General features: G+C 71.4%; 28 protein-coding genes. 19 read left to right on the plus strand and 9 right to left on the minus strand.

Annotation, left to right across the window (positions count from 1 at the left end; translation table 11 throughout):
- The first annotated feature begins 156 nt into the window (after positions 1-156).
- Both BJ975_RS02515 and bsh read left to right on the plus strand, forming a co-directional pair.
- Entirely contained in the window at positions 157-1,776 is a 1,620-nt protein-coding gene (locus BJ975_RS02515) for an ABC-F family ATP-binding cassette domain-containing protein (protein WP_179423323.1), read from the plus strand.
- Between the two features lie 470 nt (positions 1,777-2,246).
- A complete protein-coding gene (gene bsh, locus BJ975_RS02520; RefSeq protein WP_179423325.1) occupies positions 2,247-3,194 on the plus strand; it encodes a choloylglycine hydrolase in 948 nt (315 codons plus the stop codon).
- A gap of 48 nt (positions 3,195-3,242) precedes the next feature.
- On the opposite strand, the gene BJ975_RS02525 is transcribed toward bsh, so the two are convergent.
- Entirely contained in the window at positions 3,243-4,202 is a 960-nt protein-coding gene (locus BJ975_RS02525) for a helix-turn-helix transcriptional regulator (RefSeq protein WP_179423327.1), read from the minus strand.
- A gap of 98 nt (positions 4,203-4,300) precedes the next feature.
- Between BJ975_RS02525 and BJ975_RS02530 the strand changes: the two genes are divergently transcribed.
- The 3 genes from BJ975_RS02530 to BJ975_RS02540 all read left to right on the plus strand — a co-directional run bounded on the left by BJ975_RS02530 (position 4,301) and on the right by BJ975_RS02540 (position 5,569).
- A complete protein-coding gene (locus tag BJ975_RS02530; protein WP_179423329.1) occupies positions 4,301-4,717 on the plus strand; it encodes a DUF1761 domain-containing protein in 417 nt (138 codons plus the stop codon).
- Positions 4,718-4,832: 115 nt separating this feature from the next.
- Complete coding sequence (locus BJ975_RS02535; protein ID WP_179423331.1) at positions 4,833-5,213, plus strand: hypothetical protein; 381 nt, start codon at positions 4,833-4,835, stop codon at positions 5,211-5,213.
- A gap of 14 nt (positions 5,214-5,227) precedes the next feature.
- The gene (locus tag BJ975_RS02540) at positions 5,228-5,569 is read left to right on the plus strand and encodes a hypothetical protein (protein WP_179423333.1); all 342 of its coding nucleotides are present in this window, start codon (positions 5,228-5,230) and stop codon (positions 5,567-5,569) included.
- 119 nt (positions 5,570-5,688) lie between these two features.
- Here the strand turns inward: BJ975_RS02540 and BJ975_RS02545 are convergent, their stop codons facing one another.
- Entirely contained in the window at positions 5,689-6,111 is a 423-nt protein-coding gene (locus BJ975_RS02545) for a hypothetical protein (RefSeq protein ID WP_218845716.1), read from the minus strand.
- 4 nt (positions 6,112-6,115) lie between these two features.
- On the minus strand, positions 6,116-6,463 hold the full coding sequence (locus BJ975_RS02550) for a hypothetical protein (protein ID WP_179423335.1): 348 nt from the start codon (positions 6,461-6,463) through the stop codon (positions 6,116-6,118).
- A gap of 70 nt (positions 6,464-6,533) precedes the next feature.
- Here BJ975_RS02550 and BJ975_RS02555 point away from each other — a divergent pair, with 70 nt between their 5' ends.
- Positions 6,534-6,926: an SRPBCC family protein gene (locus BJ975_RS02555; RefSeq protein WP_179423337.1), complete on the plus strand. Its 393-nt coding sequence runs from the start codon at positions 6,534-6,536 to the stop codon at positions 6,924-6,926.
- 1 nt (position 6,927) lies between these two features.
- Here the strand turns inward: BJ975_RS02555 and BJ975_RS02560 are convergent, their stop codons facing one another.
- Entirely contained in the window at positions 6,928-7,437 is a 510-nt protein-coding gene (locus tag BJ975_RS02560) for a flavin reductase family protein (protein WP_179423339.1), read from the minus strand.
- Positions 7,438-7,545: 108 nt separating this feature from the next.
- On the opposite strand from BJ975_RS02560, the gene BJ975_RS02565 reads away from it, so the two are divergent.
- A complete protein-coding gene (locus BJ975_RS02565) occupies positions 7,546-7,905 on the plus strand; it encodes an SdpI family protein (protein WP_179423341.1) in 360 nt (119 codons plus the stop codon).
- Between the two features lie 2 nt (positions 7,906-7,907).
- Here BJ975_RS02565 and BJ975_RS02570 read toward each other — a convergent pair whose 3' ends face one another.
- A complete protein-coding gene (locus BJ975_RS02570; RefSeq protein ID WP_179423343.1) occupies positions 7,908-9,398 on the minus strand; it encodes a carotenoid oxygenase family protein in 1,491 nt (496 codons plus the stop codon).
- 80 nt (positions 9,399-9,478) lie between these two features.
- On the opposite strand from BJ975_RS02570, the gene BJ975_RS02575 reads away from it, so the two are divergent.
- Entirely contained in the window at positions 9,479-10,078 is a 600-nt protein-coding gene (locus BJ975_RS02575) for a TetR/AcrR family transcriptional regulator (RefSeq protein ID WP_179423345.1), read from the plus strand.
- A 79-nt stretch (positions 10,079-10,157) separates the two neighbouring features.
- On the opposite strand, the gene BJ975_RS02580 is transcribed toward BJ975_RS02575, so the two are convergent.
- Complete coding sequence (locus BJ975_RS02580; protein WP_179423347.1) at positions 10,158-10,493, minus strand: YnfA family protein; 336 nt, start codon at positions 10,491-10,493, stop codon at positions 10,158-10,160.
- Between the two features lie 30 nt (positions 10,494-10,523).
- On the opposite strand from BJ975_RS02580, the gene BJ975_RS02585 reads away from it, so the two are divergent.
- From BJ975_RS02585 to BJ975_RS02600, 4 genes are read left to right on the plus strand one after another with little or no spacing between them, the layout of a single operon-like run.
- A complete protein-coding gene (locus BJ975_RS02585) occupies positions 10,524-10,838 on the plus strand; it encodes a YchJ family protein (RefSeq protein WP_317628218.1) in 315 nt (104 codons plus the stop codon).
- A complete protein-coding gene (locus BJ975_RS02590; RefSeq protein WP_179423349.1) occupies positions 10,835-11,038 on the plus strand; it encodes a helix-hairpin-helix domain-containing protein in 204 nt (67 codons plus the stop codon). Before BJ975_RS02585 ends, BJ975_RS02590 begins: the two co-directional genes overlap by 4 nt.
- A 13-nt stretch (positions 11,039-11,051) precedes the next feature.
- The gene (locus BJ975_RS02595; RefSeq protein ID WP_179423350.1) at positions 11,052-11,261 is read left to right on the plus strand and encodes a DUF4287 domain-containing protein; all 210 of its coding nucleotides are present in this window, start codon (positions 11,052-11,054) and stop codon (positions 11,259-11,261) included.
- Positions 11,262-12,131, plus strand: a complete 870-nt coding sequence (locus tag BJ975_RS02600) for an ATP-grasp domain-containing protein (RefSeq protein WP_179423352.1) — start codon at positions 11,262-11,264, stop codon at positions 12,129-12,131.
- Here the strand turns inward: BJ975_RS02600 and BJ975_RS02605 are convergent.
- Positions 12,109-13,323 (minus strand): YibE/F family protein, encoded by a 1,215-nt coding sequence (locus tag BJ975_RS02605; RefSeq protein WP_179423354.1) that lies wholly within the window; start codon positions 13,321-13,323, stop codon positions 12,109-12,111. The genes BJ975_RS02600 and BJ975_RS02605 overlap by 23 nt on opposite strands.
- A gap of 69 nt (positions 13,324-13,392) precedes the next feature.
- On the opposite strand from BJ975_RS02605, the gene BJ975_RS02610 reads away from it, so the two are divergent.
- From BJ975_RS02610 to BJ975_RS02620, 3 genes are all read left to right on the plus strand, one after another.
- Positions 13,393-14,094 carry a phosphotransferase gene (locus BJ975_RS02610; protein ID WP_317628217.1) on the plus strand — a complete coding sequence of 234 codons (702 nt, stop codon included), beginning with the start codon at positions 13,393-13,395 and terminating at the stop codon, positions 14,092-14,094.
- A 65-nt stretch (positions 14,095-14,159) separates the two neighbouring features.
- Entirely contained in the window at positions 14,160-15,050 is an 891-nt protein-coding gene (locus BJ975_RS02615; protein ID WP_179423359.1) for a bile acid:sodium symporter family protein, read from the plus strand.
- The gene (locus tag BJ975_RS02620; RefSeq protein WP_179423361.1) at positions 15,043-15,315 is read left to right on the plus strand and encodes a hypothetical protein; all 273 of its coding nucleotides are present in this window, start codon (positions 15,043-15,045) and stop codon (positions 15,313-15,315) included. Before BJ975_RS02615 ends, BJ975_RS02620 begins: the two co-directional genes overlap by 8 nt.
- A gap of 3 nt (positions 15,316-15,318) precedes the next feature.
- Here the strand turns inward: BJ975_RS02620 and BJ975_RS02625 are convergent, their stop codons facing one another.
- Positions 15,319-15,972, minus strand: a complete 654-nt coding sequence (locus BJ975_RS02625) for a TetR/AcrR family transcriptional regulator (protein ID WP_179423363.1) — start codon at positions 15,970-15,972, stop codon at positions 15,319-15,321.
- A gap of 230 nt (positions 15,973-16,202) precedes the next feature.
- On the opposite strand from BJ975_RS02625, the gene BJ975_RS02630 reads away from it, so the two are divergent.
- Complete coding sequence (locus BJ975_RS02630) at positions 16,203-17,222, plus strand: alpha/beta hydrolase (RefSeq protein WP_179423365.1); 1,020 nt, start codon at positions 16,203-16,205, stop codon at positions 17,220-17,222.
- On the opposite strand, the gene BJ975_RS02635 is transcribed toward BJ975_RS02630, so the two are convergent.
- The gene (locus tag BJ975_RS02635) at positions 17,185-19,266 is read right to left on the minus strand and encodes a S9 family peptidase (protein WP_179423367.1); all 2,082 of its coding nucleotides are present in this window, start codon (positions 19,264-19,266) and stop codon (positions 17,185-17,187) included. The genes BJ975_RS02630 and BJ975_RS02635 overlap by 38 nt on opposite strands.
- Positions 19,267-19,318: 52 nt before the next feature.
- Between BJ975_RS02635 and mshB the strand changes: the two genes are divergently transcribed.
- Genes mshB through BJ975_RS02650 form a run of 3 tightly spaced genes read left to right on the plus strand, consistent with a single transcriptional unit; the run spans position 19,319 to position 22,492 of the window.
- Entirely contained in the window at positions 19,319-20,224 is a 906-nt protein-coding gene (mshB, locus tag BJ975_RS02640) for an N-acetyl-1-D-myo-inositol-2-amino-2-deoxy-alpha-D-glucopyranoside deacetylase (protein WP_179423369.1), read from the plus strand.
- Between the two features lie 37 nt (positions 20,225-20,261).
- Positions 20,262-20,795 carry a flavin reductase family protein gene (locus tag BJ975_RS02645; RefSeq protein ID WP_179423371.1) on the plus strand — a complete coding sequence of 178 codons (534 nt, stop codon included), beginning with the start codon at positions 20,262-20,264 and terminating at the stop codon, positions 20,793-20,795.
- On the plus strand, positions 20,792-22,492 hold the full coding sequence (locus BJ975_RS02650; protein ID WP_179423373.1) for a VanW family protein: 1,701 nt from the start codon (positions 20,792-20,794) through the stop codon (positions 22,490-22,492). The genes BJ975_RS02645 and BJ975_RS02650 overlap by 4 nt, the downstream gene beginning before the upstream one ends.
- Positions 22,493-22,509: the final 17 nt, after the last annotated feature.

Consider the following 22,509-nt stretch of genomic DNA (forward strand, 5'->3'; position numbering starts at 1 on the left):
TCGGCAGTTCTCAACGATCATCAAGAGTGGCCGCGATGCCCCGCGACAGTTCCGCTTCAACGTCTGAGCCTCGGGCGCCCGCCCTCGGTTCAGGGTGGAGCTGTTGCGCGCGGACCCCTGGGCTGAGGGGTGGCTTCACCCTGACAGGCTTCTGTCATGGGTCACGTCGACGTCGCACACCTGGAGTACGTCCTGCCGGACGGGCGGTTGCTGCTCGGTGACGTGTCGTTCCGGGTGGGGGAGGGTTCCGTCGTGGCGCTGGTCGGCCCGAACGGGGCCGGCAAGTCGACGCTGCTCCGGCTGATCGACGGCTCCCTGACGCCCGACTCGGGCACCGTGAACGTCTCCGGCGGCCTGGCAGTGATGCCGCAGTTCGTCGGGACGGTTCGGGACGGCTCGTCGGTGCGTGACCTGCTGGTGAGCGTGGCGCCTGACCGGATCCGCGACGCCGCGCGAGCGGTCGATGCCGCCGAGGCCGCGCTGGCCTCGAACGACGACGAGGCCACGCAGATGGCCTACGCCCAAGCGCTCTCGGACTGGGCCGAGGCCGGCGGCTACGACTACGAGAACACCTGGGACATGTGCACGATCGAGGCGCTCGGTGCCTCGTACTACTCCGTCATGGACCGTGAGGCCGTGACGCTGTCGGGCGGTGAGCAGAAGCGGGTCGTGCTGGAGGCGTTGCTGCGCGGACCGGCCGAGGTGCTGCTTCTCGACGAGCCCGACAACTACCTCGACGTGCCCTCCAAGCGCCGGCTGGAGCAGCAGCTGCGCGAGACCCGCAAGACCGTGCTGCTGGTCTCGCACGACCGCGAGCTGCTGTCGGAGGCCGCTGACAAGATCCTGTCGGTCGAGCCGTCGCCGGCCGGAGCGGACGTGTGGGTGCACGGCGGCGGCTTCGCGTCGTTCCACGAGGCCCGCATGCAGCGGTTCGCGCGGTTCGAGGAGCTGCGCAAGCGCTGGGACGAGCAGCACGCGCGGTTGAAGAAGCTAGTGGTGAGCCTGCAGCAGGCCGCCGCCGTCAGTCATGCGATGGCGTCGCGGTACGCCGCGGCGCAGACCCGGCTGAGGAAGTTCGAGGAGATCGGGCCGCCCCCCGAGCCGCCGCGCGAGCAGGACATCACGATGCGCCTCAAGGGCGGCCGCACCGGCGTGCGTGCGATCACCGTCGAGAAGCTGGAGCTGACGGGTTTGATGGCGCCGTTCGACCTCGAGGTGTTCCAGGGCGAGCGAGTGGCCGTGCTCGGCTCGAACGGCTCCGGCAAGTCGCACTTCCTGCGCCTGCTGGCGGGCCAGCCGGTCGACCACTCGGGCGCTTGGAAGCTCGGCGCGCGGGTCGTGCCGGGTCACTTCGCGCAGACCCACGCCTACCCCGAGCTCGAAGGCCGCACGCTGCTGGACATCCTGTGGGCCGAACATGCCCTGCAGCGCGGGCCGGCGATGTCGTCACTGCGGCGCTACGAGCTGGAGCAGCAGGCCGAGACCACGTACGAACGGCTCTCGGGAGGGCAGAAGGCACGGGTGCAGATCCTGCGCCTCGAGCTCGGCGGAGCGACGTCGCTGCTGCTCGACGAGCCCACCGACAACCTCGACCTGGAGTCGGCCGAGGCGCTGCAGGCCGCGCTCGAGTCGTACGAGGGCACCGTCCTGGCCGTGACTCACGACCGTTGGTTCGCCAAGACCTTCGACCGATTCCTGGTCTTCGGGGCCGACGGCGTGGTGCGCGAGAGCTCGGAGCCCGTGTGGGACGAGGGACGCGTGCAGCGCGACCGCTGAGACACTGGACCGTCCGGAACCGCTGCCCACGCGCACCCTCACTCCCAGAGGGCCACGTACGTCCAACCGCTCAGCTAGCAGCGGAGGGAAGTCAGACGCCTCGCCCCTCCACGCATCGCGCAGGGACCCGAACTCCAGACGGCCCATCGTGTGGTCAGTCATCCGTGGCTTCTTGGAGTCGAACGAGAGAAAGCAGCATGGCAGGCCGCGCTGAGCGTCGGGCGCTAGTTCTTGCGCGAACGATAGACGTCCGCGCGGCGCCAGGGTGATCGTTCGCGATGTTCTGGCGCTGAGGCCCGGGTACGGGCCCAACCATCTCAAGATCCGCGACGAATGGCGGGTACTTCCCGACGGGTCCATCCTGAGAAGGACAGCACGCCGGGTGGATCCGACCTCGGCGACCGGACGATGGAAGCCGGCGGCGACTGCGATGCACGGCCACGCGGCCACTCCCGGCGGGGGGCGGCACCATGTGCACGAGCATCAGATTCTCCGACGGGAGCGGCCATCTGTACCTGGCCCGCAATCTCGACTGGACGCAGGGCTACGGCGAGCGGGTGGTGGTGACGCCCACCGGTGTCGAGGTGCCCTCGCCCTTCGGGGCGGTGCCGAGCATCCGGCACGCCGTCATCGGGATGGCGATCGTGGAGGAGGGCACGCCCCTCTACTTCGACTGCGGCAACGACGCGGGTCTGGCGGTGGCCGGACTCAACTTCCCGGGCTACGCGCGCTACGCGCAGGAGCCGGTCGAGGGCGCGACCAACGTCGCTGCGTACGAGTTCCCACTCTGGGTGACGTCCCAGTTCTCCAGCGTCGACGAGGTCGAGGCGGCGCTGCGGAGTCTGGTCATCGTGGACAAGCCCATCAACGATCGGTACCCAAGCTCGCTGCTGCACTGGATCATCGGCGACGCCACACGCGCCATCGTGGTGGAGGCCACGGACGAGGGGGTGCAGGTCTTCGACGACGACGTCGACGTCCTGGCGAACCAGCCGGGCTTCGGCTGGCACCACGAGAACCTGCGCAACTACCTCAACGTCGGCCCGGAGTTCCCCGAAGAGTCCGAGGTCGGCCGAGCGCGCCTCGCGCCGTTCGGCTCCGGGTCGCACATGCGAGGGATTCCCGGGGACTACTACTCGCCGTCCCGGTTCGTGCGCGCGGCCTACGTGAACGCGCACTACCCGCAGAAGCCGACGGAGGAGGAGAACGTGAGCCGTGCGTTCCACACGCTCCAGCAGGTCGCCATGGTCGACGGGAGCGCGGCCATGGGCTCCGGTGAGTTCGAGACGACCATCTACACCGGGCTCTTCTCGGCGCGGACCACGACGTACTACTGGAACACCTATGACGACCCCGCTGTCCAGAGTGTCGCGCTGGCGGACCACGATCCGGCCGGCAAGGAGCTCGTCGTCGTCTGACCGCTGATCGCACCTGGGTCGCGGCTCGGCGATCACCGGGGGCTGGCTCTAGCGGTGTGGCGCTCGTCCCGCTGTCTCGGCGCGGCTGCCGAGGAGGCGGAAGGCCTGGGCGAGCTCAAGCGGCTCCACGGCCTCGATCTCGGCGTCGAAGCGCAGGAGCGAGGCCGCGAGCGCGGGCCACGACCACGAGCCCTCCACGACCCGGGTGCGGTCGTCCGTGACCGCCTCGACGTGGCCGTCGCGGACGAACGGGCGCACCCGGTCGATCGGCAGGTGCACCACCGCTTCGCCGCGGCACGGCCACTCGTTGTCCTCGGACCCGCGGAACCGAGCGGTGACGAAGACGGCGGGGTCGCCGCCCGGCAGGTCGCGCGGGACGAACCGAGGCCCGTTCGGTACACGCGGGCTGATCCGGTCGGCGCGAAAGACGCGCCAGTCCTCGCAGCCGAGGTCCCAGCCGACGAGGTACCAGCGGCCGTGCCGGTGGACGAGGTGATGGGGCTCGACGCGGCGCCGAGCGCCGGCGTGGTCGAACCGCAGGACCTCGCGCGCATGGACGGCGGCGCCGATCGCGAGGAGGACGTCGCGGTCGACGGCCGGGCTCGATCGCGCCTCGACCACGTCGACGGGCAACGCGTCCAGGCGGTGCCGCAGTCGTGACGGCATGACCTGGCGCAGAACGGTGAGCGCCCGCAGTGCCGCCTCGCCGATCCGGTCGTCGAGCCCGAGGCCGGTGGTGGTGGAGACCTGCAGTGAGAGGGCCAGGGCCAGTGCCTGGTCGTCGTCGAGGAGCAGGGGCGGAAGGTCCGCTCCGGCGTCGAGACGATAGCCGCCGGCCGGCCCCGTGAAGGCCTCGATCCGGTAGCCGAGCTCGCGCAGCCGCTCGACGTCGCGGCGCACGGTGCGCGGGCTGACGTCGAGACGCGACGCGAGCACCTCGCCCGTCCAGTCGCGGCGGGTCTGCAGGAGCGAGAGCAGGGCGAGGAGCCGTCCCGAGGTCGTCGTCACGTCTCGATTCTGGCGCAAGTAACGGACAGATGCTGACCGCAATGCTCGGGAGGCTGCCACGAGAGCGGCCACCGTGGCCGCCGGAAATGAGGGTCTCCATGTTCAACGTCCTGGGTGACATCAGCTGGGTCGCCTTCGCGCTCGCCGCCGTGGCCTCGATCGTGCTGGCGGGCGTGTGGTTCGCGGTCGTCGTGTCGCGTCCCTACGCGCTCGCCCTCGGCCGGGTGGGCGAGGAGGCGCCTCCGGTGAGCGCCGTGTCCGCGGTGGGGCCGGTCGTGTGCCAGCTCGTCACCCTGCTCGCGACCGCGGTGCTGCTCGAGGCTCTCGGTGTCACGACGACGGGCGATGCGGTGGTCTTCGGCCTCGTCGTCGGCGTGGGCTACCTGACCGCGATGGCCTTCCAGATGGCGATCAATCCCAACGTCCCGCGACCGCTGCTCTACGGCCTCGTGAACGCGCCCTACTTCGTGGGCACGAGCGTGCTCGCCTCGGTGCTCCTCGTCGCCGTCGGATGACGTGCGAAGGGGTCGAAGGGCGGGGTCACCTCGTGCCCTTCGGCCCTGTGCGCGCCAGCGTTACGGCGGGACGATCGAGGGGTAGGAGGCGAGGGCCATGTGGACGATCCGGACCATGGGCGGCATCGCACTCCTGCTCGCCGGCAGCACGTGGCTGTGGCTGACGCCGGCGTTCGCCGGGCGCGGCGTCGCGACCTCCGGGGCGCTGTGGTGGGTCACGCGGCTTCTCTGTCTCGTGACGATCGCGGGATTCTGCTTGGCGACCTACGGGCTGTTCGCCCGCCGCCCCTGGTGGGAGACGGCGGCACTGACGTCGTCGGCCATCGGGCTCGTCGCCCTCCTCACCTACGCCGTGGCCGCCGCCCGCGGTGGTGAGCCCACCGGCACGTGGCTGTGGAACGCCTTCGTCCACGTGCTCATGCTGGCGGGGATCTCCGCCCTGCTGCTCGTCCCGGCGCTGGAGCGCTGGGTGGACTCCCACGTGATGAGCCCCTAGGAGGAGGAGGCCCCATGAGCTGGCTGTTCGGTGCCTTTCTCATCGCCCACGGTCTGGTGCACGCCGCCATCTGGATGGCGCCCGCCTCGGACGACGTGCCCTTCGACGTGCGGCACTCGTGGCTGCTGGGCGAGCTCGGCTCGTCGACGACGGTCGTGGCCCTGGCGGCGGCAGCGGTGTTCGTCGTCGCGGGCATCGCGTTCCTCGCGGGTGCGCCCTGGTGGCCGGGTGTGCTGTTGGCGGCGTCGCTGATCTCGCTCGCGCTGCTGCTCGTGACCTTCACCCCGTGGTGGCTGCTCGGCGTCGGCATCGACGTGGCGCTGGCGGCCGTGGCCCTGCGGGAGCTGTGGACCTGACCCACCGCTCCGCGGCGCCAGATGTGTAGCGTTCGCCACCGTTCTTCGGCCCCATCCTCCGGAAAGGGGTGGAGACCGCTACACATCTCGCGCGCCGGAGGCGTGGACGCGGACGGAGGTCAGCGCTGGCCCGGCAGGGTGCCGAAGCTGTTGCGGTACCGCGTGCCCTCCTTCGGGCGGGTGAACCGCAGCCCGCTCCACGTGGGGTCGACGGACAGGCAGGTGCTCTCCACGAGGCCGCAGTCGTAGCCGATCTCGATGACCTTCGGAAGGGTCAGGTCGGAGCCCAGGCCGCGTCCCTTCGGCCACGAGAGCCAGAGCTTGCCCTGCGGCGCGACGTGCGGCACGAGGCGGGGGAACTCGGCTCGCATCTGGTCCTGCGTGACGACGAAGAGGTGGAGGTAGTCGATCTCGCCGCGCAACGGCACCATCCTCAGGTCGGGGAGTCCCATGGACTCAGGCACGCCGTCGGGCGCGTGCACGAAGTGGGCCGTCCAGCCGGGCTTCACGCCCATCTTCTCGGCGACGCTCCGGTTGCCCACGGGCTCAGCCCTCGACTCGCACGTGCTGTCGGGCGGGGCGACCGGTCGCGACCACGGCCACGGCAAGCGGGAGCAAGATGACGCATCCGGCCGCGCTCGCGTGCGCGAGCGCCTCGTGAATCGGGAAGAGCTCGTTCGGGACGGTCTCGCCGGGGATCGGCATGTCGTGGGCATTGGCCCACACCACGAACTGGACGAGCCACAGGAGCCAGGTGACGAGTGCGACGGCCTGCGTGACCCTCCGGAGTCGACGACTCGGTCTCAGCAGGCCCGCGAGTGCGGCGATGGCCGGGGCGATGAAGGCTGCGAGCGCCCAACCCAGGATGATCCACCACTCCGCGAGGCTCTCCATGGCGCAAGGCTAGGCCTCGCGGCGCTCGCCGGGGCTGTTTTCGACGGTGACCGGTGGCATGCTGCCACCCATGGAGTCCCGTCACGTCAGCCGCGTCATCGCCGCATCGCCCGAGAAGGTCTACGACTTCGCCGTGGATCCCGCGCACCTGCCGCGCTGGGCGGCGGGGCTGGCTCAGGCCGAGGACATCGAAGTGCAGGGCGACGTCCTGCGGATGCAGTCGCCGATGGGAGAGGTGTCGGTGCGCTTCGTCCCGCGCAACGACCTTGGCGTCCTCGACCACGACGTCACCCTGCCGAACGGCGACGTCGTCACCAATCCGTTCCGCGTGCTCGCGCACCCGGAGGGCTCCGAGATCCTCATGACCGTGCGCCAGCTGGACCTCTCGGACGAGGACTTCGACCGCGACTGCCGCCAGGTGGCGGCCGACCTCGACACGCTGGCCGGCCTGCTCGAGGGCTGACTCAGGGCGAGACGGCGCGCGCCTCGGCCGGGTGTCCGGGCTCGAGGTCGTCCGCGTCCGAGACGCGCAACGGCGTGAACGGCCCGCCGCTGTGGGCCGAGAGCACGCGCGTGGTCAGGCAGACGTGGTCGCCGCCGTCGTCGAGCACCGCGATCCGCTCGAGCAGCAGCCGGTTCGGGAGGTCGCGCAGCAGCGGCGTGCCGTGCTCGTCGGTGTCGACCTCGAGGTCGGCGAACTTGTCGGTCTCGGCGCTGCACACGGTGCCAAACCGCTCGGCGAGCGCGTGGTCCTGGTCGGTGAGGAAGTGCACCGCGAAGTGCGTGGCGCGCAGACCCGTGCGGTACGTGTGGTTCGCCTTCGACAGCCACAGGCTGTAGTGCCCGCTGTCGATGCTGGACTGGGAGTGGAAGCCGACGAGGCAGCCCGCGCGCTCGTCCTCCGCCGCGGTCGTCACCACCACCAGGGGCGGGTCGACGGACGTCATCAGGGACTCGAAGGCCTCGTCGCTCACGCCAGCACCCTACGTCCGCCGGGCGTGCTCCGCAGCGGACGAACGATGAGGCATTCGGGTACCCCGGCGGGGCGAAAGGCATCATTCTGCGTCCCCTACGGTGGACGGGTGACCGAGCTGCTGATCGCGCGCCTCGTGCTGTTCGTCGTCATGGCGGGTACGGGAGTGCTGCTGCTGTGGATGGCGCGCGCCGCGGCCTCGGGCCGCCTCCGTCGCAACGCGCTCGCCGGGATCCGCACGCCCAGCACGATGGTCAGCGACGAGGCCTGGCTCGCCGCCCACCAGCGCGCCGAGCGCCCCACGCAGGCAGCGGGGGTCGTGTCGATCCTGGTCGCCCTCGTCATGCTCGCGCCGGTGTCGGAGGCCGTCATGCTCACCACGGTCCTGGTCGGCGCTGCCGCGATGCTCGTGCTGGTGATCCACGGCGCCGTCGTCGGCGGGCGCGCCGCGCGGGCGCTCGACGACTGAGGTCACACGTCGGCGAGGTCCGTCCCTTCCGGTGCCCAGTTGCCGTGGAAGCCCGCGGGCACGCGGCCGGGAAGGTGCACCGTCGCGACGTCCTCGAGCGTCGCGGCGTCGAGCAGGCGCAGCTGGCTCCGACCCTCGGCGCGGTCGTGGACGTAGCCCATCAGCACGCCGTCGTCCTCGGCCGTGCCGTCGGGGTCGGGCACGAAGCAGAACTCGCTCGCCTCCATCCCGGAGCCCAGCCGGCGCGCGTCGGTGGTGCCGGTGGCGAGGTCGTGCCGCAGGACGGTGTCGCCCGGGACGCCGTCCTCGAAGCCCACCGCCCAGCCGTACCGGTGCCGTCGTCCGGTGAGCCGCTCGTCATGCCGAGGGAACTCCTGCGACCGCTGGTCCAAGCCGCTCTCGTGGGCCCGGCCGGTGCGCAGGTCGAAGGTGAACCGGGTCAGCACCGCAGGGCCCTCGTCCGGCCCGTTGAGGACCGTGTCGAACATCCGCGGGTGCCGCACCACGTCCACCACGACGGAGTCGCCGTCGTCGTAGGCGTTCAGCGTGTGGAAGACGTAGCAGGGGTCGATCTCGAACCACCGCACGGCGTCACCATCGGCGTCGCGCGGCAGGATCCCGATCCGGGCGGGGTAGTCGCGGTTCCACAGGTAGGGGAGTGAGGGCTCGTCGCTCCCGCCGCGCGCGATCCGGGCGATCACCGGCTCCGGCAGCGGATTGCGCCCGATCACCCGGTTGAGGACTCCGCGGACGAGAGGCCTGATGAGGCGCGGCACGTCGGCGGTGGCCATCGCGATGTCGAACGTGACGGGCAGGTCGAGGATCACGACGTGCCGTTCGGTGAGGGCGAAGTCGTGCATCATCGGGCTGCCGTGCACCTCGATGTCGACGCTGCGCCGGATCCGGCCGTCGTTTCCGAGCACCGAGTAGGCCACCTTGTTGCCGCGCATCCAGCTGTAGGACAGGGCGTGCAGCTCCCCGGAGTCGGGGTCGCGATGGGGATGCGCCGCGTAGCCGGGCCGACCGGGCAGGCTCGGCAGGGTGCCGCCGAAGTCGCACGGGCCCACCGTGTCGAGCTCGTGGGTCAGCTCGTAGGGCGGCGCGCCCGCCTCGACGAGAGCGAGCGTGCGCCCGGCGTGCTGCAGGACGTTGGTGTTGGCGGCGAAGTCGAGCTCGCCGGGCGTGCCGCGCACGGGCTCGCCGAGGGCGTCGGCGACATCGGCCGAGCGCACCCAGCGGTTCCGGTACCACTGGGCCTGTCCGTCGCGCAGCCGGACGCCGTGCACCATGCCCTCGCCGAGGAACCAGTGGTGCTGGTCGCCGGGGTCGTCGAGCGGGTTCGGGCCGATCCGCAGGTAGCGGCCGTCGAGGTGGGCGGGCAGTCGCCCGGTGACGGCCAGGTCGGTCGCCGTGAGCTCCTCGCGAACGGGCGCGAAGTTGTCGCGCAGGTACCGGTTCGTCGAGCTGGTGATGGGGTCGATGGTGTGGGTCATGGCGTCTCCTCAGACAAGCGCCCGAGCCGCATAACGCTGTTATCGCTCGACCATAACGCCGTTATGGCAGGGTGTCCAGCATGAGCTCGGAGACCACCGCCGACGCGCCGGACGCCCGTCGCAGGCTGCTGGAGGAGGCGGCGCGCATCCTCGACGAGCAGGGCCCGTCGGCGCTGTCCGCCCGCCGGCTCGCCACGGGTGCCGGCACCTCCACGATGGCCGTCTACACGCACTTCGGCAGCATGGGCAAGGTCGTCGACGCCGTCGCGACCGAGGGATTCCGTCGCCTCATCGACCGGGTGGACGCCGTCGAGAGGACGGACGACCCGGCGGCCGACCTGTTGGCCACCGCGGCCGCGTACCGCGAGAACGCCCTCCAGAACCCCCACCTCTACGCCGTGATGTTCGGAGCGATCAGTGTGCGTGGTCTGGGTGGCCAGGGACCTGACCCCGATGTGGCCTACGCGGCCTTCCGGCAGCTGGTGACGCTGGTGGAGCGGGCCATGGACGCCGGGAGGCTTCGTCGCGACGACCCGAAGGCCGTGGCGGCACAGTGGTGGAGCGCGCTCCACGGCTACATGATGCTGGAGCTCGCGGGGATGGACCAGGTGGTGAGGGATGCGGAGCACCACGTGCTGTGGCGGCTCATGGGCAACCTCCTCGAGGCGCTCTCGGACTGAGCGCACCCACGAACGATGAGGCATTCGGGGACCGGAGCGGGGCGAAAGTCATCATCGTTCGTCCCGCCGGAGGCCGGCCTCAGGCGCTGCGGGGGGCGTACATGATGACGGCGACGCCGACGAGGCAGATGGCGGCGCCCGCGACGTCCCAGCGGTCGGGGCGGAAGCCGTCCAGGAGCATGCCCCAGGCCAGCGAGCCGGCCACGAACACGCCGCCGTAGGCCGCGAGGATGCGCCCGAAGCTCGCGTCTGGCTGCAGCGTGGCCACGAACCCGTAGAGGCCGAGTGCCACGACGCCCAGTCCCATCCACATCACGCCGCGGTGCTCGCGCACGCCCTGCCAGATCAGCCACGCGCCGCCGATCTCCGCGACGGCGGCCACGGCGAACAGGGCGATCGAGCGCAGGACGTCCATGGCGCGATCATGCCGTGTCAGGCTGGAGCCGTGACCGACCAGCCCCAGACGGCCGAGGCGCTGATGCGCTCGCGGTTCGACGCATTCCGGCGCGGCGACCGCGACTGGCTGCTCGCGACATGGCACCCCTCGACCCGCCCGGACGACCTCGATCTCGCGGACAACCCACGCTGGCGCGGCTTGCAGATCGTCGACACGCAGGCCGGCGGGCCCGGCGACACGACGGGCGTGGTGGAGTTCCGCGCCACGTACCTCGTCGACGGCGAGCTGGGCATCCTGCACGAGCGGTCGCGCTTCGTCCGCGAGGACGGACGCTGGCTCTACGTGGACGGGGACGTGCGGTGAGCGCCGCGCGAGACCTCCCGACCTCGATCGGCAGGCCGGCGACCCATGCGCTCCACGCCGCCGGCATCACGACGCTCGCGCAGGTCTCCGAGCGCTCCGAGGCGGAGGTCCTCGCGCTGCACGGCGTGGGACCCAAGGCCGTGCGGCTGCTCCGCGAGGCGCTGTCCGACCGAGGCCTGCGCTTCCGTCCGGGCGACTGACTACGCTCGCACCATGACGGAGAGCGTGAAGGGCCCCGCCTCGTACTTCCCGGCGATCGAGAAGAAGTACGGCGAGCCGATCGAGCACTGGATGAGCGAGCTGGAGTCGGTCGCGACCGCGAAGCACATGGAGCAGGTCGCGTTCCTCAAGGACCAGCACGGCTTCGGCCACGGACACGCCAACGCGCTCGTCGCGGTGTTCCGCCAGCGGAAGGGACTCTGAATGGCCCAGCGCATCGCCTTCGCCACCTGCGCCAAGCTCGCCGAGGGATTCGAGGACGACCACGCGGCCGCGCGCCTGCTCGACGCGGACTTCGTCGTCTGGAACGACCCCGCGGTCGACTGGTCGGTGTACGACCACGTCGTGATCCGCTCGGCGTGGGACTACACGATCCAGCGCGAGGCGTTCGTGGCCTGGGCGCGGTCGCTGGGCGAGCGGGTCTCCAACGCGCCCGACCTCATCGCCTTCAACTCCGACAAGGCCTACCTCGGCGCGCTCGGCGTGCCCACGGTCCCCACGGCGTACGTCGTGCCCGGTGCCGAAACGCCCCAGCTGCGCGGCGAGGTCGTCGTCAAGCCCACGGTCTCCGCCGGCGGCCGCGACACCGGCAGGTTCGACCCCGACCACCACGACGAGGCCCGCGACCTGATCGCGCAGATCAACGCCTCGGGTCGCGTCGCGATGGTGCAGCCCTACGTCGAGGGCGTCGACGCCGCGGGCGAGACCGCGGTCGTCTTCCTCGACGGCGAGGTCTCGCACGTCCTGCACAAGAAGCCGGTCCTGCGCGAGCAGGGCACGCCCGAGCTGCTCGATCCCGACGACCCGGCCTCCGAGGCCGCGGTCATGCACGACGAGGACCTCGTCACGTCGGGCGAGGCGTCCCCGGAGTTCCTCGACCTCGCGCACGCCGCCCACGGCGAGCTGGCCACCCGCTTCGGCGTGCCGCTCTACGTGCGCGTCGACATGGTGCCAGGCCCGTCGGGTCCGGTCGTCATGGAGATCGAGGCCGTCGAGCCGTGCCTCTACCTCGACCTCGCCGAGGGAGCGGCCGAGCGCCTCGCGGACGCCGTCAGAGCGCGCGCGACCCGGTGACGACGTCCTCGGGACGCAGCTTCTCGGGGGCCAGCCACACCGCGATCGCGGTCGTGATCGGCACCGCCAGCACGAGCCCGATCGCGCCGACGAGCGTGCGCACGATCTCCTGGGCAATGCCCTCGGTGACGGCGACCTCCAGCAGGGGCCGCTGGTAGGCCGAGATCAGCAGCAGCGTCGTCATCGCCGTGCCCGCGTAGGCGAACACCAAGGTGTAGACGCTCGACGCGATGTGGTCGCGGCCGATCCGCATCGCGGAGCCGAACAGCTCGGCGCGGCCCGCGGTGGGCTTGAGGGCGCGCATCTCCCAGACCGCGCTGGCCTGGGTCACGGTGACGTCGTTCAGCACGCCGAGGCCGGCGATCACCATCGACGCCGCCACGACTCCCGCGAGACTCATCGCGGGCGCGGTGGCCAGCAGCAGGTGGTCGTCCTCGGAGCCCACGCCCGTCAGGTGCGCCCAGTCGGTGGACATCGCCCCCACCAGCGCCGTGAAGGCGATGCCGAACAGGGTGCCGAACAGGGCGGCGGTGGTGCGGATCGAGACGCCGTGCGCGAGGTAGAGCACGGCGAGCATGATCACGGTCGAACCCGCCACCGCGACCGCGATCGGTGGCTGGTCGGCCAGCAGGGCGGGCAGGACGAAGCGCAGCAGCACGAGCAGCGTGATCCCGATGCCCAGCAGCGCGAACAGGCCGCGCCAGCGACCCACCACGGCGACGAGGATCGCGAAGACGACGGCGAGGATCAGCAGCTGCGGCCCTCGCTGGTGGTCGTAGAACTCGTAGGAGGCCGGCTGGCCCTCGGGCTGGACCTCGATGACGCGGATGCTGTCGCCGACCTCGACGGCCCCGCCGACGTAGCGCGTGGGATCGAGCGTGAACACCGCGGACGAGCCGCGCTCGGTCTCGGCCGTGACGTTCGCGCACGAGCCCTCGACCATCGGGATGTTGTCGGGCCCGGTGCCGGTGCTGCCGCAGTCGAAGGGGTTCACCTCGGTGACGGTGGCGTCCAGGATCGCGACCGAGCCGTAGGGATCCGCGCCCTGCGGGACGTCGGCCTTGTCGGGCCACAGCGCCGCGACCGCGCCGAACGCGACGAGCGCGACGACGAGGACGACGGCGGTCAGCGACCACGCGAGGCGGGGTCGCGGCGGTCCCTCGGGAGGCTGGATCGCGTGGTGGTGTGTCACGATGCCAGCGTGTCAGAAGGCGAAGAGATCCCCGAACACCTCCCCGGTGGATCCGGCGGTGTCTGGCGGGTGGGCCGAACGGTCCGCCGCCCGACCGGTGCCTGGACCCCCGCCGTCCACGAGCTGCTGCACTGGCTGGAGAACGAGGGCCTGGGCGGCATCCCGCACGTCTCCGGGCTCGACGACGACGGCCGCGAGATCGTCTCGTACGTCGAGGGCCGCGGCGTGCCGGTCGACGACGAGGTCGTCCTGGACTCCGTGCTGGTCGAGGCCGTGGGCTGGCTGCGCGACTTCCACGACATCGTCGAGGACTTCCGTCCTGAGGGCCCGCGCGTGTGGCGTCAGGCGGGCGAGGTCGAGCTCACCGGCGACCAGATCATCTGCCACAACGACCCGGGCGCCTACAACTGGATCATCCAGAGCGGGCACTTCGTCGCGATGATCGACTGGGACCTCGCCGGCCCGGGGGAGCGGATCGACGATCTCGCGTTCCTGTGCTGGACCGCGATCCCGCTGTACCGCGAGATCCCGCTCGAGGACGTCGTGCGCCGGCTCGACCTGGTCGTCGACGCGTACGCCGAGTGGGGGCCGATGGCGCTGCTCGACGCCGTGGTGGCCCGCATGACCACCGCCACCGAGCGGATCGCGGCGGGCATCGAGCGCGGCGACCCCGGCATGCTGAACCTCACGCGCAAGGGCGAGCCGCAGCGCACGCGCGACCGGCTGGCGGCTTTCGAGGCCCGTCTGCCCGAGATCCGCGCCGCGCTCTGAGGCCTCCGGGACCGACCTCGTCGGACCGCCCCGGAATGTGACACGTGTCACGTAGGGTGTCGGCCATGGATTCGATGCTGTCGACCGTGGGACTGCCCGTCGCCCTCGGGGTCATCATGTTCGGGCTGGGGCTGTCGCTGACCGTCGCGGACTTCGCGCGGGTGCGCAAGTCGCCCAAGGCGGTCGCGATCGCGCTGCTGTGCCAGCTCGTGCTGCTGCCGGTGGTGTGCTTCGGACTGGTGCTCGCCCTCGACCTCCCGCCGCTGCTGGCCGTCGGCATGATGCTGCTGGCCGCGTCGCCCGGCGGCAGCACCGCGAACCTCTTCAGCCACCTGTTCCGCGGCGACGTCGCGCTGAACATCACGCTCACCGCGATCAACTCGGTGGTCGCGATCATCTCGCTGCCGATCGTCACCAACCTCGCGATGGCCTACTTCGACCTCGGCGACGAGGTCTCGCTGCAGTACGGCAAGGTCATCGAGGTCTTCGCCGTGGTCCTGGTGCCCGTCGGCCTGGGCATGCTGGTCCGCGCCAAGCGGCCCGACTTCGCCGACGCGATGGACAAGCCCGTCCGGATCGGCTCGGCGGTGCTGCTGTTCGTCATCATCGCCGGCATCGTCGTGGACCAGCGATCGAACGTGGGCGACTACGCCGCCTCGGTGGGCCTCGCGGTCACGATCTTCTGCATCGCCAGCCTGGTCATCGGGTTCGTCGTGCCCTCGTGGGCGGGCGTCACCGACCGGCAGGCCGTGGCCTGCTCGTTCGAGATCGGCGTCCACAACGCCACGCTCGCGATCTACGTCGCCGTCGAGGTGCTCGACAGCGTCGAGCTCTCGGTGCCCGCTGCGGTCTACGGCCTGGTGATGTTCGTGCTGGCGGCGCTGTGGGGTCTGGTCCTCACCCGGTGGATCCTGCCGAGGTCGAAGGCGCGGGCGCTACCGTCGCACCATGGCTGACGTGCACTTCGACGAGCGCGACGACGCGATCGCGTTCGTCGCCTCCCTGGGGGCGCAGGACGTCCCGTGTCGCCTCCACCGCGACGAGTTCGCCGGCGAGGACGACTTCGAGGACGCCGCGTGGCTGGTCGAGGTCGATGCGTCCCTCCCGGGACTCGCGCAGCGCGCCGAGGAGGCCGGGGGCTGGCTCGTCGAGGCGTCGGAGGGACCCGCATCGGTCCCGCCGCCGCTGCCGGAGGCGCCGAAGCGGCTCAAGCGCGCCTGAGGCTCAGGCGGTCTGCGTGGCGTCGTCGTCCTCGGGCAGCTCGATGATGCCGTGGAAGACCGTCACCATCATCTGGTCGAGGACGGTCTCGCGGTCGAACGTCCGGCCCGTCCAGCGCGCCATCTCGGCCGAGAACCAGAGCGCGCCGAAGACCTCCTCCAGCCCCAGGCGGACGTCGATCTCGTCGCGCATGAGGTCGGGGATGCCGTTGACCGTGATCGCGGTGGCCACCTCGAAGAGCGCGTCGAGGCGCTCGATGAGCTTGGTGCGCACGGGGGAGTTCGGCCCGAAGCCGGTCGCGCCGATGAGCGGGCCGAGGTCGACCGCGAGGTCGGCGAGGTCGGTGAAGAACCTGCGGATGCCGTCCTCGACGTCGCTCGCGGAGCCGGCCAGGTCGCGGCTGATGCCGTGGGCGTTCTCGGTGGCGCGGACCATCGCCGCGTCGATCGACTCGAGCACGGAGGCCTCGAAGAGCTCCTCCTTGGACGGGAAGTGCCGGTACAGCATCGCCTCGTTGACACCGGCCTCGGCGGCGATCTCGCGGGTGCGCGTGGCGGCATAGCCGCTCTCCGCGAAGACGCGACGGGCCGACTCGATGATCTGGGCCCGTCGACGCTCCGCGGACATCCGCCGCTTGGGTGTGCGTTCTCCGGTCACGGAAGAGACGGTAGGACACACCACGGCAACATGGGGCAGAAGACTTGAAACTTATGGGGTTTGTGTGACACATGTGACTGGATGTGCGACCAAAAGTTACGCAAATCACCATTTCGACGAATTCGATTGCAGATCGCGTCATGGCGGCCCTAATCTGGCGTCACTCTCTTGAAGTCAATACCTACTTACTTAGGTCGGGATGCTGCCCCGGCCTTCGCGAAGGAGAAGATATGAGCGTTCCGAAGCCGCTCGTCCGGACCCGGCTGTTGATGGCCCGGTCCGTGATGCACTCCACCCGCGTGAGCCTGGGCGCCAAGCGCACCATGGCCGACTCGATGGCTGGAGCTGCCCGCGCCCCCGAGGGCGCGATCTACGACTTCGACGTGATGGCCGGACTGCCCGTGCAGTTCGTCACCGTCGAGAACACCGGCCCGGCCACCGGCCGCGCCACGATGATCTACCTGCACGGCGGCGGCCACGTCGTCGGCAGCTCGCGCGCCTACCGCGCCTTCGCCGCCCATGTCGCGATGCACGCGGGCATGGACGTCCTGCTGCCCGAGTACCCGCTGGCCCCCGAGAGCCCCTACCCGGCGGCGCTCGACTCCCTGATCGCGCTGTACCGCGCGCTCCCGTCCTACGGCGTCGACCCGAGCACCGTGGTGCTGGCCGGCGACGACGCCGGTGCCGGCCTGGCCCTGTCGATGGCGCTGGAGATCCGCGACCTCGGCCTGCCGATGCCGGCCGCGATCGGCATGATCAGCCCGTGGCTCGACCTCAACGCCGACATCGAGCGGGCCCGCCCCTCGGCCTCGGACCCGTGGTTCACCCCCGCGCTGGCCACTCGCTGGGCGCGCACCTACCTCGGCGGCGCCGACCCGCTCGACCCGAGCGTCTCGCCGCTGCACGGCGACTTCGACGGCCTCCCGCCGATCGTGGTCCACTACAGCGGCCTCGACCCGCTCCGCACCGACGCCGAGGCGTTCCTGCAGAAGGTGACGCTGCGCACCGAGAGCCCCCGCGTCATCGCCCGCGAGTACCCCGACATGTGGCAGTCGTTCCACCTCCAGGCCGGACGCCTCGAGGCGGCCGACCAGGCCACCGAGGAGTTCGGCAAGGCGATGGCCTCGCTCGTCGAGGCCCCGCGCGGTCACGGCGACGTCGTGCCGATCAACCGCCCGGTCGCCGGACTGGGCGGTCGCCGGCTGCGACTGGTCAAGCCAGCTGCTGCCGCAGGAACTCCATCTGTATGAGCTCGAGGTTCTCGGCGACCTCCTCCTGAGGCGTCATGTGCGTGACCCCCGACAGCGGCAGGACCGTGTGGGGGCGTCCCGCCGCCAGGAGTGCCGAGGAGAGCCGCAGCGTGTGCGCGGCGACCACGTTGTCGTCCGCGAGCCCGTGGATGAGCATGAGCGGTCGCTCGAGCCTCGGGGCCAGCGGCAGCAGTGAGTTGGCGTCGTAGACCTCGGGCACCTCGTCGGGGTGGCCGAGGTAGCGCTCGGTGTAGCAGGTGTCGTAGAGGCGCCACTCCGTGACGGGCGCTCCGGCGACGGCCGCGTGGAACACGTCGGGGCGCTGCAGCACCGCGAGCGCGGCGAGGTAGCCGCCGTACGACCAGCCCGTGATGCCGACGCGGCCGGTGTCGACGTCGTCGGGATAGCGCTCGGCGATCGCGGCGACCGTGTCGACCTGGTCCTGCAGCGTGACCTCGGCGAACCGGTGGTGGATCGCGCGGTCCCACTCCGAGCCACGACCGGGCGTGCCGCGGCCGTCGGACACGACGACGCAGAACCCCTGGTCGGCCATCCACTGCGACTTGAGGAACATCCGGCCCGATGCCAGCACGCGCTGGGCGCCCGGGCCGCCGTACGGGTCGAGCAGCAGCGGGAGCCGCGTCGAGCCGGGCACGTGGTCGCGCGGGAAGAGCACCGCGGCACGCAGCTCGCGCTCGCCCAGGCGCACCAGCTCGACGGACGGTGAGATCGGCGCGGGCTCGGACAGCACGCGGAGCGAGCCGGTGGCATTGCCGCGGCGGACCGTGAACGTGCTGGCGGTGGAGTCGAGGTCCGTGCGGACGACGACGGTGGTGCCGCCGCCGACCACCGCGCCGTGGACGGCTGCGCCCTGGGTGAGGACCTCGGCGTCGCGGCCGGCGGCGAACCGCACGAGGTGGACCTCGGTGGGCTCGTCGGACGCGGTGGCGAGCACGCCGTCCTCGTCGACCTCGACGATCGAGCGCACCTGCCAGGCGTCGCCGCTGACGGGGGTGCCGTCCACGCACACGCGACGGCGGCCGTCGACGTCCTCGACCGTGACGAGGCGGCCCTGCGGGTCGCGGCGCGGACCGGCCGACAGCTCGACCCACGCGTCGTCGGAGAGCTCGCGCAGGGTGCGGGTGGCGCCGGTGGCCGGGTCGGCCTCGAGCACGAGGCTGCGGTGCTGGTCGCGGCTGAGCACCTGCAGGAGCGGGTCCGAGCCCTCCGACCAGTCGACCCGGGCGAGGTACTCGAAGGCGTCGTGGTCCCACGCGATCTCGACCGGCTCGCCGCCCTCGAGCGGCACGTGCCACAGCGTGACCACGCTGTTCGCGGTGCCCGCGGCCGGGTAGCGCTGCTCGACCGCGGGGCGGTCGGGGTGCGCGGGGTCGGCGACGTGCCACACCTCGACGTCGACGTCGTCGTAGCGCTCGACCAGCAGCGAGCGGCCGTCCGGCGCCCACCAGAAGCCGCGGTGGCGGTCCATCTCCTCGGCGGCGGTGAACTCGGCGCGGCCCCACACCCGGGTGGGCGTGTCGGGCGTGACCAGCGCGCGGTCCTCGCGGCCGGCCACGTCGACCACGCGCAGCTCGCCGGCGGAGTTCGCGTAGGCGACGTGGCGGCCGGTGGGATCGAGTCGCGGGTCGATCACGGCGCCCTCGGCGGGCAGCTCGCGCACGGCGTCGGCGCCCAGGTGCACGGCGAAGAGGCGTCCCGAGAGCGCGAAGCAGGCCCAGCGGCCGGTCTGGTCGACGTCGTAGGACACGAGGCCGCCGGCGCCCTCGCGGCTGCGCTCGCGGCGCGCGCGCTCCTCGGGTGAGAGGTCCTCGTCGGCCCCGCCGAGCACGGCGACCGGGTCGACCAGCAGCGACTCCTCGCCCGTGGCGACGTCGTACTCCCACAGCCCGCCCGAGCGGGAGACGCCGTTGGCGGTGCGGATGAAGCGCACCGTGCCGCCGTCGGGGGAGACGGTCAGGTTGCGGGGGACGCCGAGCGTGAAGCGCAGGGTGCGTGCGGCCAGCCGGGGATAGGACTCCGTCATGCCCCCATCCTGTCAGGGCGGTCTGTCACCGTCGGCCCCTACATTGGGACCCATGTCCGACCGCCGACTGCTCCTCGTGCACGCCCACCCCGACGACGAGTCGATCCAATCGGGACTCACCATGGCGAAGTACGTCGCCGAGGGGGCTCAGGTCACGCTCGTCAACTGCACGCTGGGCGAGCACGGAGAGGTGCTGGTCCCCGAGCTGGCACACCTCGCGGCCGAGCACGAGGACCGCCTCGGCCCCCAGCGGCTCACCGAGCTCACCGACGCGATGGCCCACCTGGGCGTCACCGACTTCCGCCGGCTCGGCGGCGACGGCGCCTACCGCGACTCCGGCATGGTCTGGGACGAGAACGGCAACGCCGCCGCGATGGACGAGATCGACCCGCGAGCGTTCTGGCGGGCCGACCTGCTCGAGGCCGCGAACCACCTCGTCGCGATCATCCGCGAGGTCCGCCCGCAGGTGCTCGTGACCTACGACGAGTTCGGCAACTACGGCCACCCCGACCACATCCAGGCCCACCGGGTCTCGACCTACGCGGCCGCGCTGGCCGCCGTCGAGTCGCACCGGCGCGACCTCGGTCCCGCGTGGGACGTGCCGAAGATCTACTGGACCGCCGAGTCCGCCTCGCGGCTGCGCGAGGGCGCGGCGATGATGGCCGAGGCCGGCCAGGAGATGCCGTTCCAGTTCGACCTCGAGAACCTGCCGCCGATGTTCTCCGAGGACGAGGACCTCAGCACGGCCGTCTCGTCGACGCCCGAGCACGTGCAGGCGAAGCTCGACGCGATGCGCGCCCACGCCACCCAGATCACCCCCGACGGCGAGTTCTTCGCGATGGGGATGGACCTCGCGGCGATCACGTGGGGCACCGAGTACTACCGCCTCGCGAAGGGTCGGCGCGGACCCGTGGGGGAGTCCGGCTTCGAGGACGACCTGTTCGCCGGCCTGCGCTGAGTCGGGCTGCTTGGGCCGGAGCCCGTAGGCTTGACGGGTGGAGAAGTCCGTCGATCAAGCCGCATTCCGGGGTGCGCTGTCGCGATTCGCCAGTGGCGTGACCGTCGTGTCCACCCAGCACGAGGGTGTCGACCACGCGATGACCGCGAGTGCGTTCACCTCCGTCTCGCTCATTCCACCGCTCGTGCTGGTGTGCTCCAACAAGGGGAGTCGCTTCCACGACGCCGTGCGTGAGTCGCGCCGCTGGGGCGTGTCGATCCTGTCCGAGCACGGCCGCCAGGCCTCCGCCTGGTTCGCCCACCGCGGGCGCCCGCTCGACACCCAGTTCGCCGACATCCCGCACCACCGCAGCCCCGGCGGGCTCGCGCTGCTCGACGACGCGCTGTCCTGGCTCGAGTGCGAGACCGAGGCCGAGCACGACGGCGGCGACCACCTGATCCTCGTCGGCCGGGTGACCTGGGCGCAGTACCAGGACGAGACCGACGACCCGCTGCTCTACTACCGCTCGCACTACGGCACGATCATTCGCCAGCCCGAGTCCGAGAAGACGGCCTACCGAGGGGGCGCATGAGCCGCCGTCGCCTGCTGATCGTCGCGGGCGCCGTCGTGTCCGTGATCGCCCTCGCCTACGTCGCCGGGTACGTCCTCACCGGCCAGCGACTGCCGGCCGACACGTCGATCGCCGGCGTCGACGTCGGCGGCCAGAGCCCCGACGAGGCCGAGGAGACCCTCGAGCAGGGACTCGCGGAGCGCTCGAAGGAGCCGATCCGGGCCACGTTCGACGACCGCGACTTCGAGATCGAGCCCACCCAGGCCGGCCTCGCGGTCGACGTGGCCGCCAGCGTGCGCGCCGCGGGCGGCCGCTCCTGGGACCCGCGCGACATGGTCGCCCTGGTCGCGGGCGGCTCCGACCACGACCCCGTGCTCGACGTGGACGAGACGAAGCTGGCCGCGGCGGTGGCCTCGGTCGCCGAGACCGTGGACCAGCCCGTCGTCGAGGCGCAGATCACCTTCCCCGACGCGAAGCCGAAGGCGCGCGCGCCGAAGGCCGGCAACGAGGTCCCGCAGGACGAGTTCGCCGAGGCGATCCAGGACGCGTGGCTCACGCAGGACGAGCCCGTCGAGGTCCCGGTCGAGGCCGTGGCGCCCGCCGTCGACCGCGCCGGCCTGCGTCAGGCCATCCGCGACATCGCCCGGCCCGCCGTGGCGGCGCCGGTCAAGCTCCAGGTCGGTGACGCGACCATCGACCTGCCCGTCACCGCGTACGCACCGGCCCTCGCGGTGGTCGTCAAGGACGGCGCGATGACCCCGGTCATCGACGCGAAGGACCTCGCGAAGCCGCTCACCAGCTCCACCACCGGCATCGGTCGCAGCGCCGTCGACGCCTCGTTCCGCTTCGAGGGCGGGAAGGCGTTCGTCGTGCCCGGCAAGGCGGGTGTGGGCCTCGACCCCAAGACGATGGCCACGCAGCTGGTGCCGGTGCTGACGAAGACGGGCGACGCCCGCTCGATCACCGTCGAGGCCAGCGCGGTGCAGCCCGAGTTCACCACCGAGGACGCGAAGGCGCTCGGCATCAAGGAGCGCATCAGCTCCTTCACCACCGAGTACCCCCACGCCGACTACCGCAACACGAACCAGGCCGAGGCCGCCCGCCGCATCGACGGCGTCGTCCTCGAGCCCGGCGAGACGTTCAGCTTCAACGACATCGTGGGGGAGCGGACCGCGGCGAACGGCTTCGTGTCGGGCTTCGTCATCAACGGCGGCGTGTTCCGCGAGGAGCTCGGCGGCGGCGTCTCGCAGGTGGCCACCACCGCGTACAACGCGGCGTTCTTCGGCGGCCTCGACGACGTCGAGCACCACCCGCACGCGTTCTACATCGACCGCTACCCGGTGGGCCGCGAGGCGACGATCTACTACGGCAGCCTCGACCTGCGCTTCCGCAACCCCTACAAGACGGGCGTCGTCATCCATGCCTGGGTCGACAAGAGCGCGCCCGGCACGGTGGGCCGCATGAACGTCGAGATGTACGGCACGAAGGTCTACGAGGTGAAGTCGCGCTCGAGCGACCGCTACAACTTCCGCAACCCGGGCACGCAGTACGACGACACCGACCGCTGCGTCTCGCAGGCGCCGGTCACGGGCTTCGACATCGACATCCACCGCGACTTCTACCAGGGCGGCAAGCGGGTCAAGACCGAGAAGGACACGGCCTACTACCAGGCCGCCGACCGCGTCATCTGCGGCAAGAAGCCCGAGAAGGACGACTGACGGCTCGCCGCGCCCGT

The sequence above is a fragment of the Aeromicrobium tamlense genome, assembly GCF_013408555.1.
Taxonomy (GTDB): Bacteria; Actinomycetota; Actinomycetes; order Propionibacteriales; family Nocardioidaceae; genus Aeromicrobium; species Aeromicrobium tamlense.

Bases quoted from the DNA above. Each gene is read 5' to 3' on its own strand.
- BJ975_RS02515 (WP_179423323.1), top strand. From the start codon at position 157: ATGGGTCACGTCGACGTCGCACACCTGGAGTACGTCCTGCCGGACGGG.
- BJ975_RS02635 (WP_179423367.1), bottom strand. From the start codon at position 19,266: ATGACGGAGTCCTATCCCCGGCTGGCCGCACGCACCCTGCGCTTCACG.
- BJ975_RS02555 (WP_179423337.1), top strand. From the start codon at position 6,534: ATGGAGTCCCGTCACGTCAGCCGCGTCATCGCCGCATCGCCCGAGAAG.
- BJ975_RS02615 (WP_179423359.1), top strand. From the start codon at position 14,160: ATGGATTCGATGCTGTCGACCGTGGGACTGCCCGTCGCCCTCGGGGTC.
- BJ975_RS02575 (WP_179423345.1), top strand. From the start codon at position 9,479: ATGAGCTCGGAGACCACCGCCGACGCGCCGGACGCCCGTCGCAGGCTG.
- BJ975_RS02595 (WP_179423350.1), top strand. From the start codon at position 11,052: ATGACGGAGAGCGTGAAGGGCCCCGCCTCGTACTTCCCGGCGATCGAG.
- BJ975_RS02535 (WP_179423331.1), top strand. From the start codon at position 4,833: ATGGGCGGCATCGCACTCCTGCTCGCCGGCAGCACGTGGCTGTGGCTG.
- BJ975_RS02620 (WP_179423361.1), top strand. From the start codon at position 15,043: ATGGCTGACGTGCACTTCGACGAGCGCGACGACGCGATCGCGTTCGTC.
- BJ975_RS02650 (WP_179423373.1), top strand. From the start codon at position 20,792: ATGAGCCGCCGTCGCCTGCTGATCGTCGCGGGCGCCGTCGTGTCCGTG.
- BJ975_RS02580 (WP_179423347.1), bottom strand. From the start codon at position 10,493: ATGGACGTCCTGCGCTCGATCGCCCTGTTCGCCGTGGCCGCCGTCGCG.
- BJ975_RS02530 (WP_179423329.1), top strand. From the start codon at position 4,301: ATGTTCAACGTCCTGGGTGACATCAGCTGGGTCGCCTTCGCGCTCGCC.
- mshB (WP_179423369.1), top strand. From the start codon at position 19,319: ATGTCCGACCGCCGACTGCTCCTCGTGCACGCCCACCCCGACGACGAG.
- BJ975_RS02550 (WP_179423335.1), bottom strand. From the start codon at position 6,463: ATGGAGAGCCTCGCGGAGTGGTGGATCATCCTGGGTTGGGCGCTCGCA.
- bsh (WP_179423325.1), top strand. From the start codon at position 2,247: ATGTGCACGAGCATCAGATTCTCCGACGGGAGCGGCCATCTGTACCTG.
- BJ975_RS02600 (WP_179423352.1), top strand. From the start codon at position 11,262: ATGGCCCAGCGCATCGCCTTCGCCACCTGCGCCAAGCTCGCCGAGGGA.
- BJ975_RS02630 (WP_179423365.1), top strand. From the start codon at position 16,203: ATGAGCGTTCCGAAGCCGCTCGTCCGGACCCGGCTGTTGATGGCCCGG.
- BJ975_RS02570 (WP_179423343.1), bottom strand. From the start codon at position 9,398: ATGACCCACACCATCGACCCCATCACCAGCTCGACGAACCGGTACCTG.
- BJ975_RS02540 (WP_179423333.1), top strand. From the start codon at position 5,228: ATGAGCTGGCTGTTCGGTGCCTTTCTCATCGCCCACGGTCTGGTGCAC.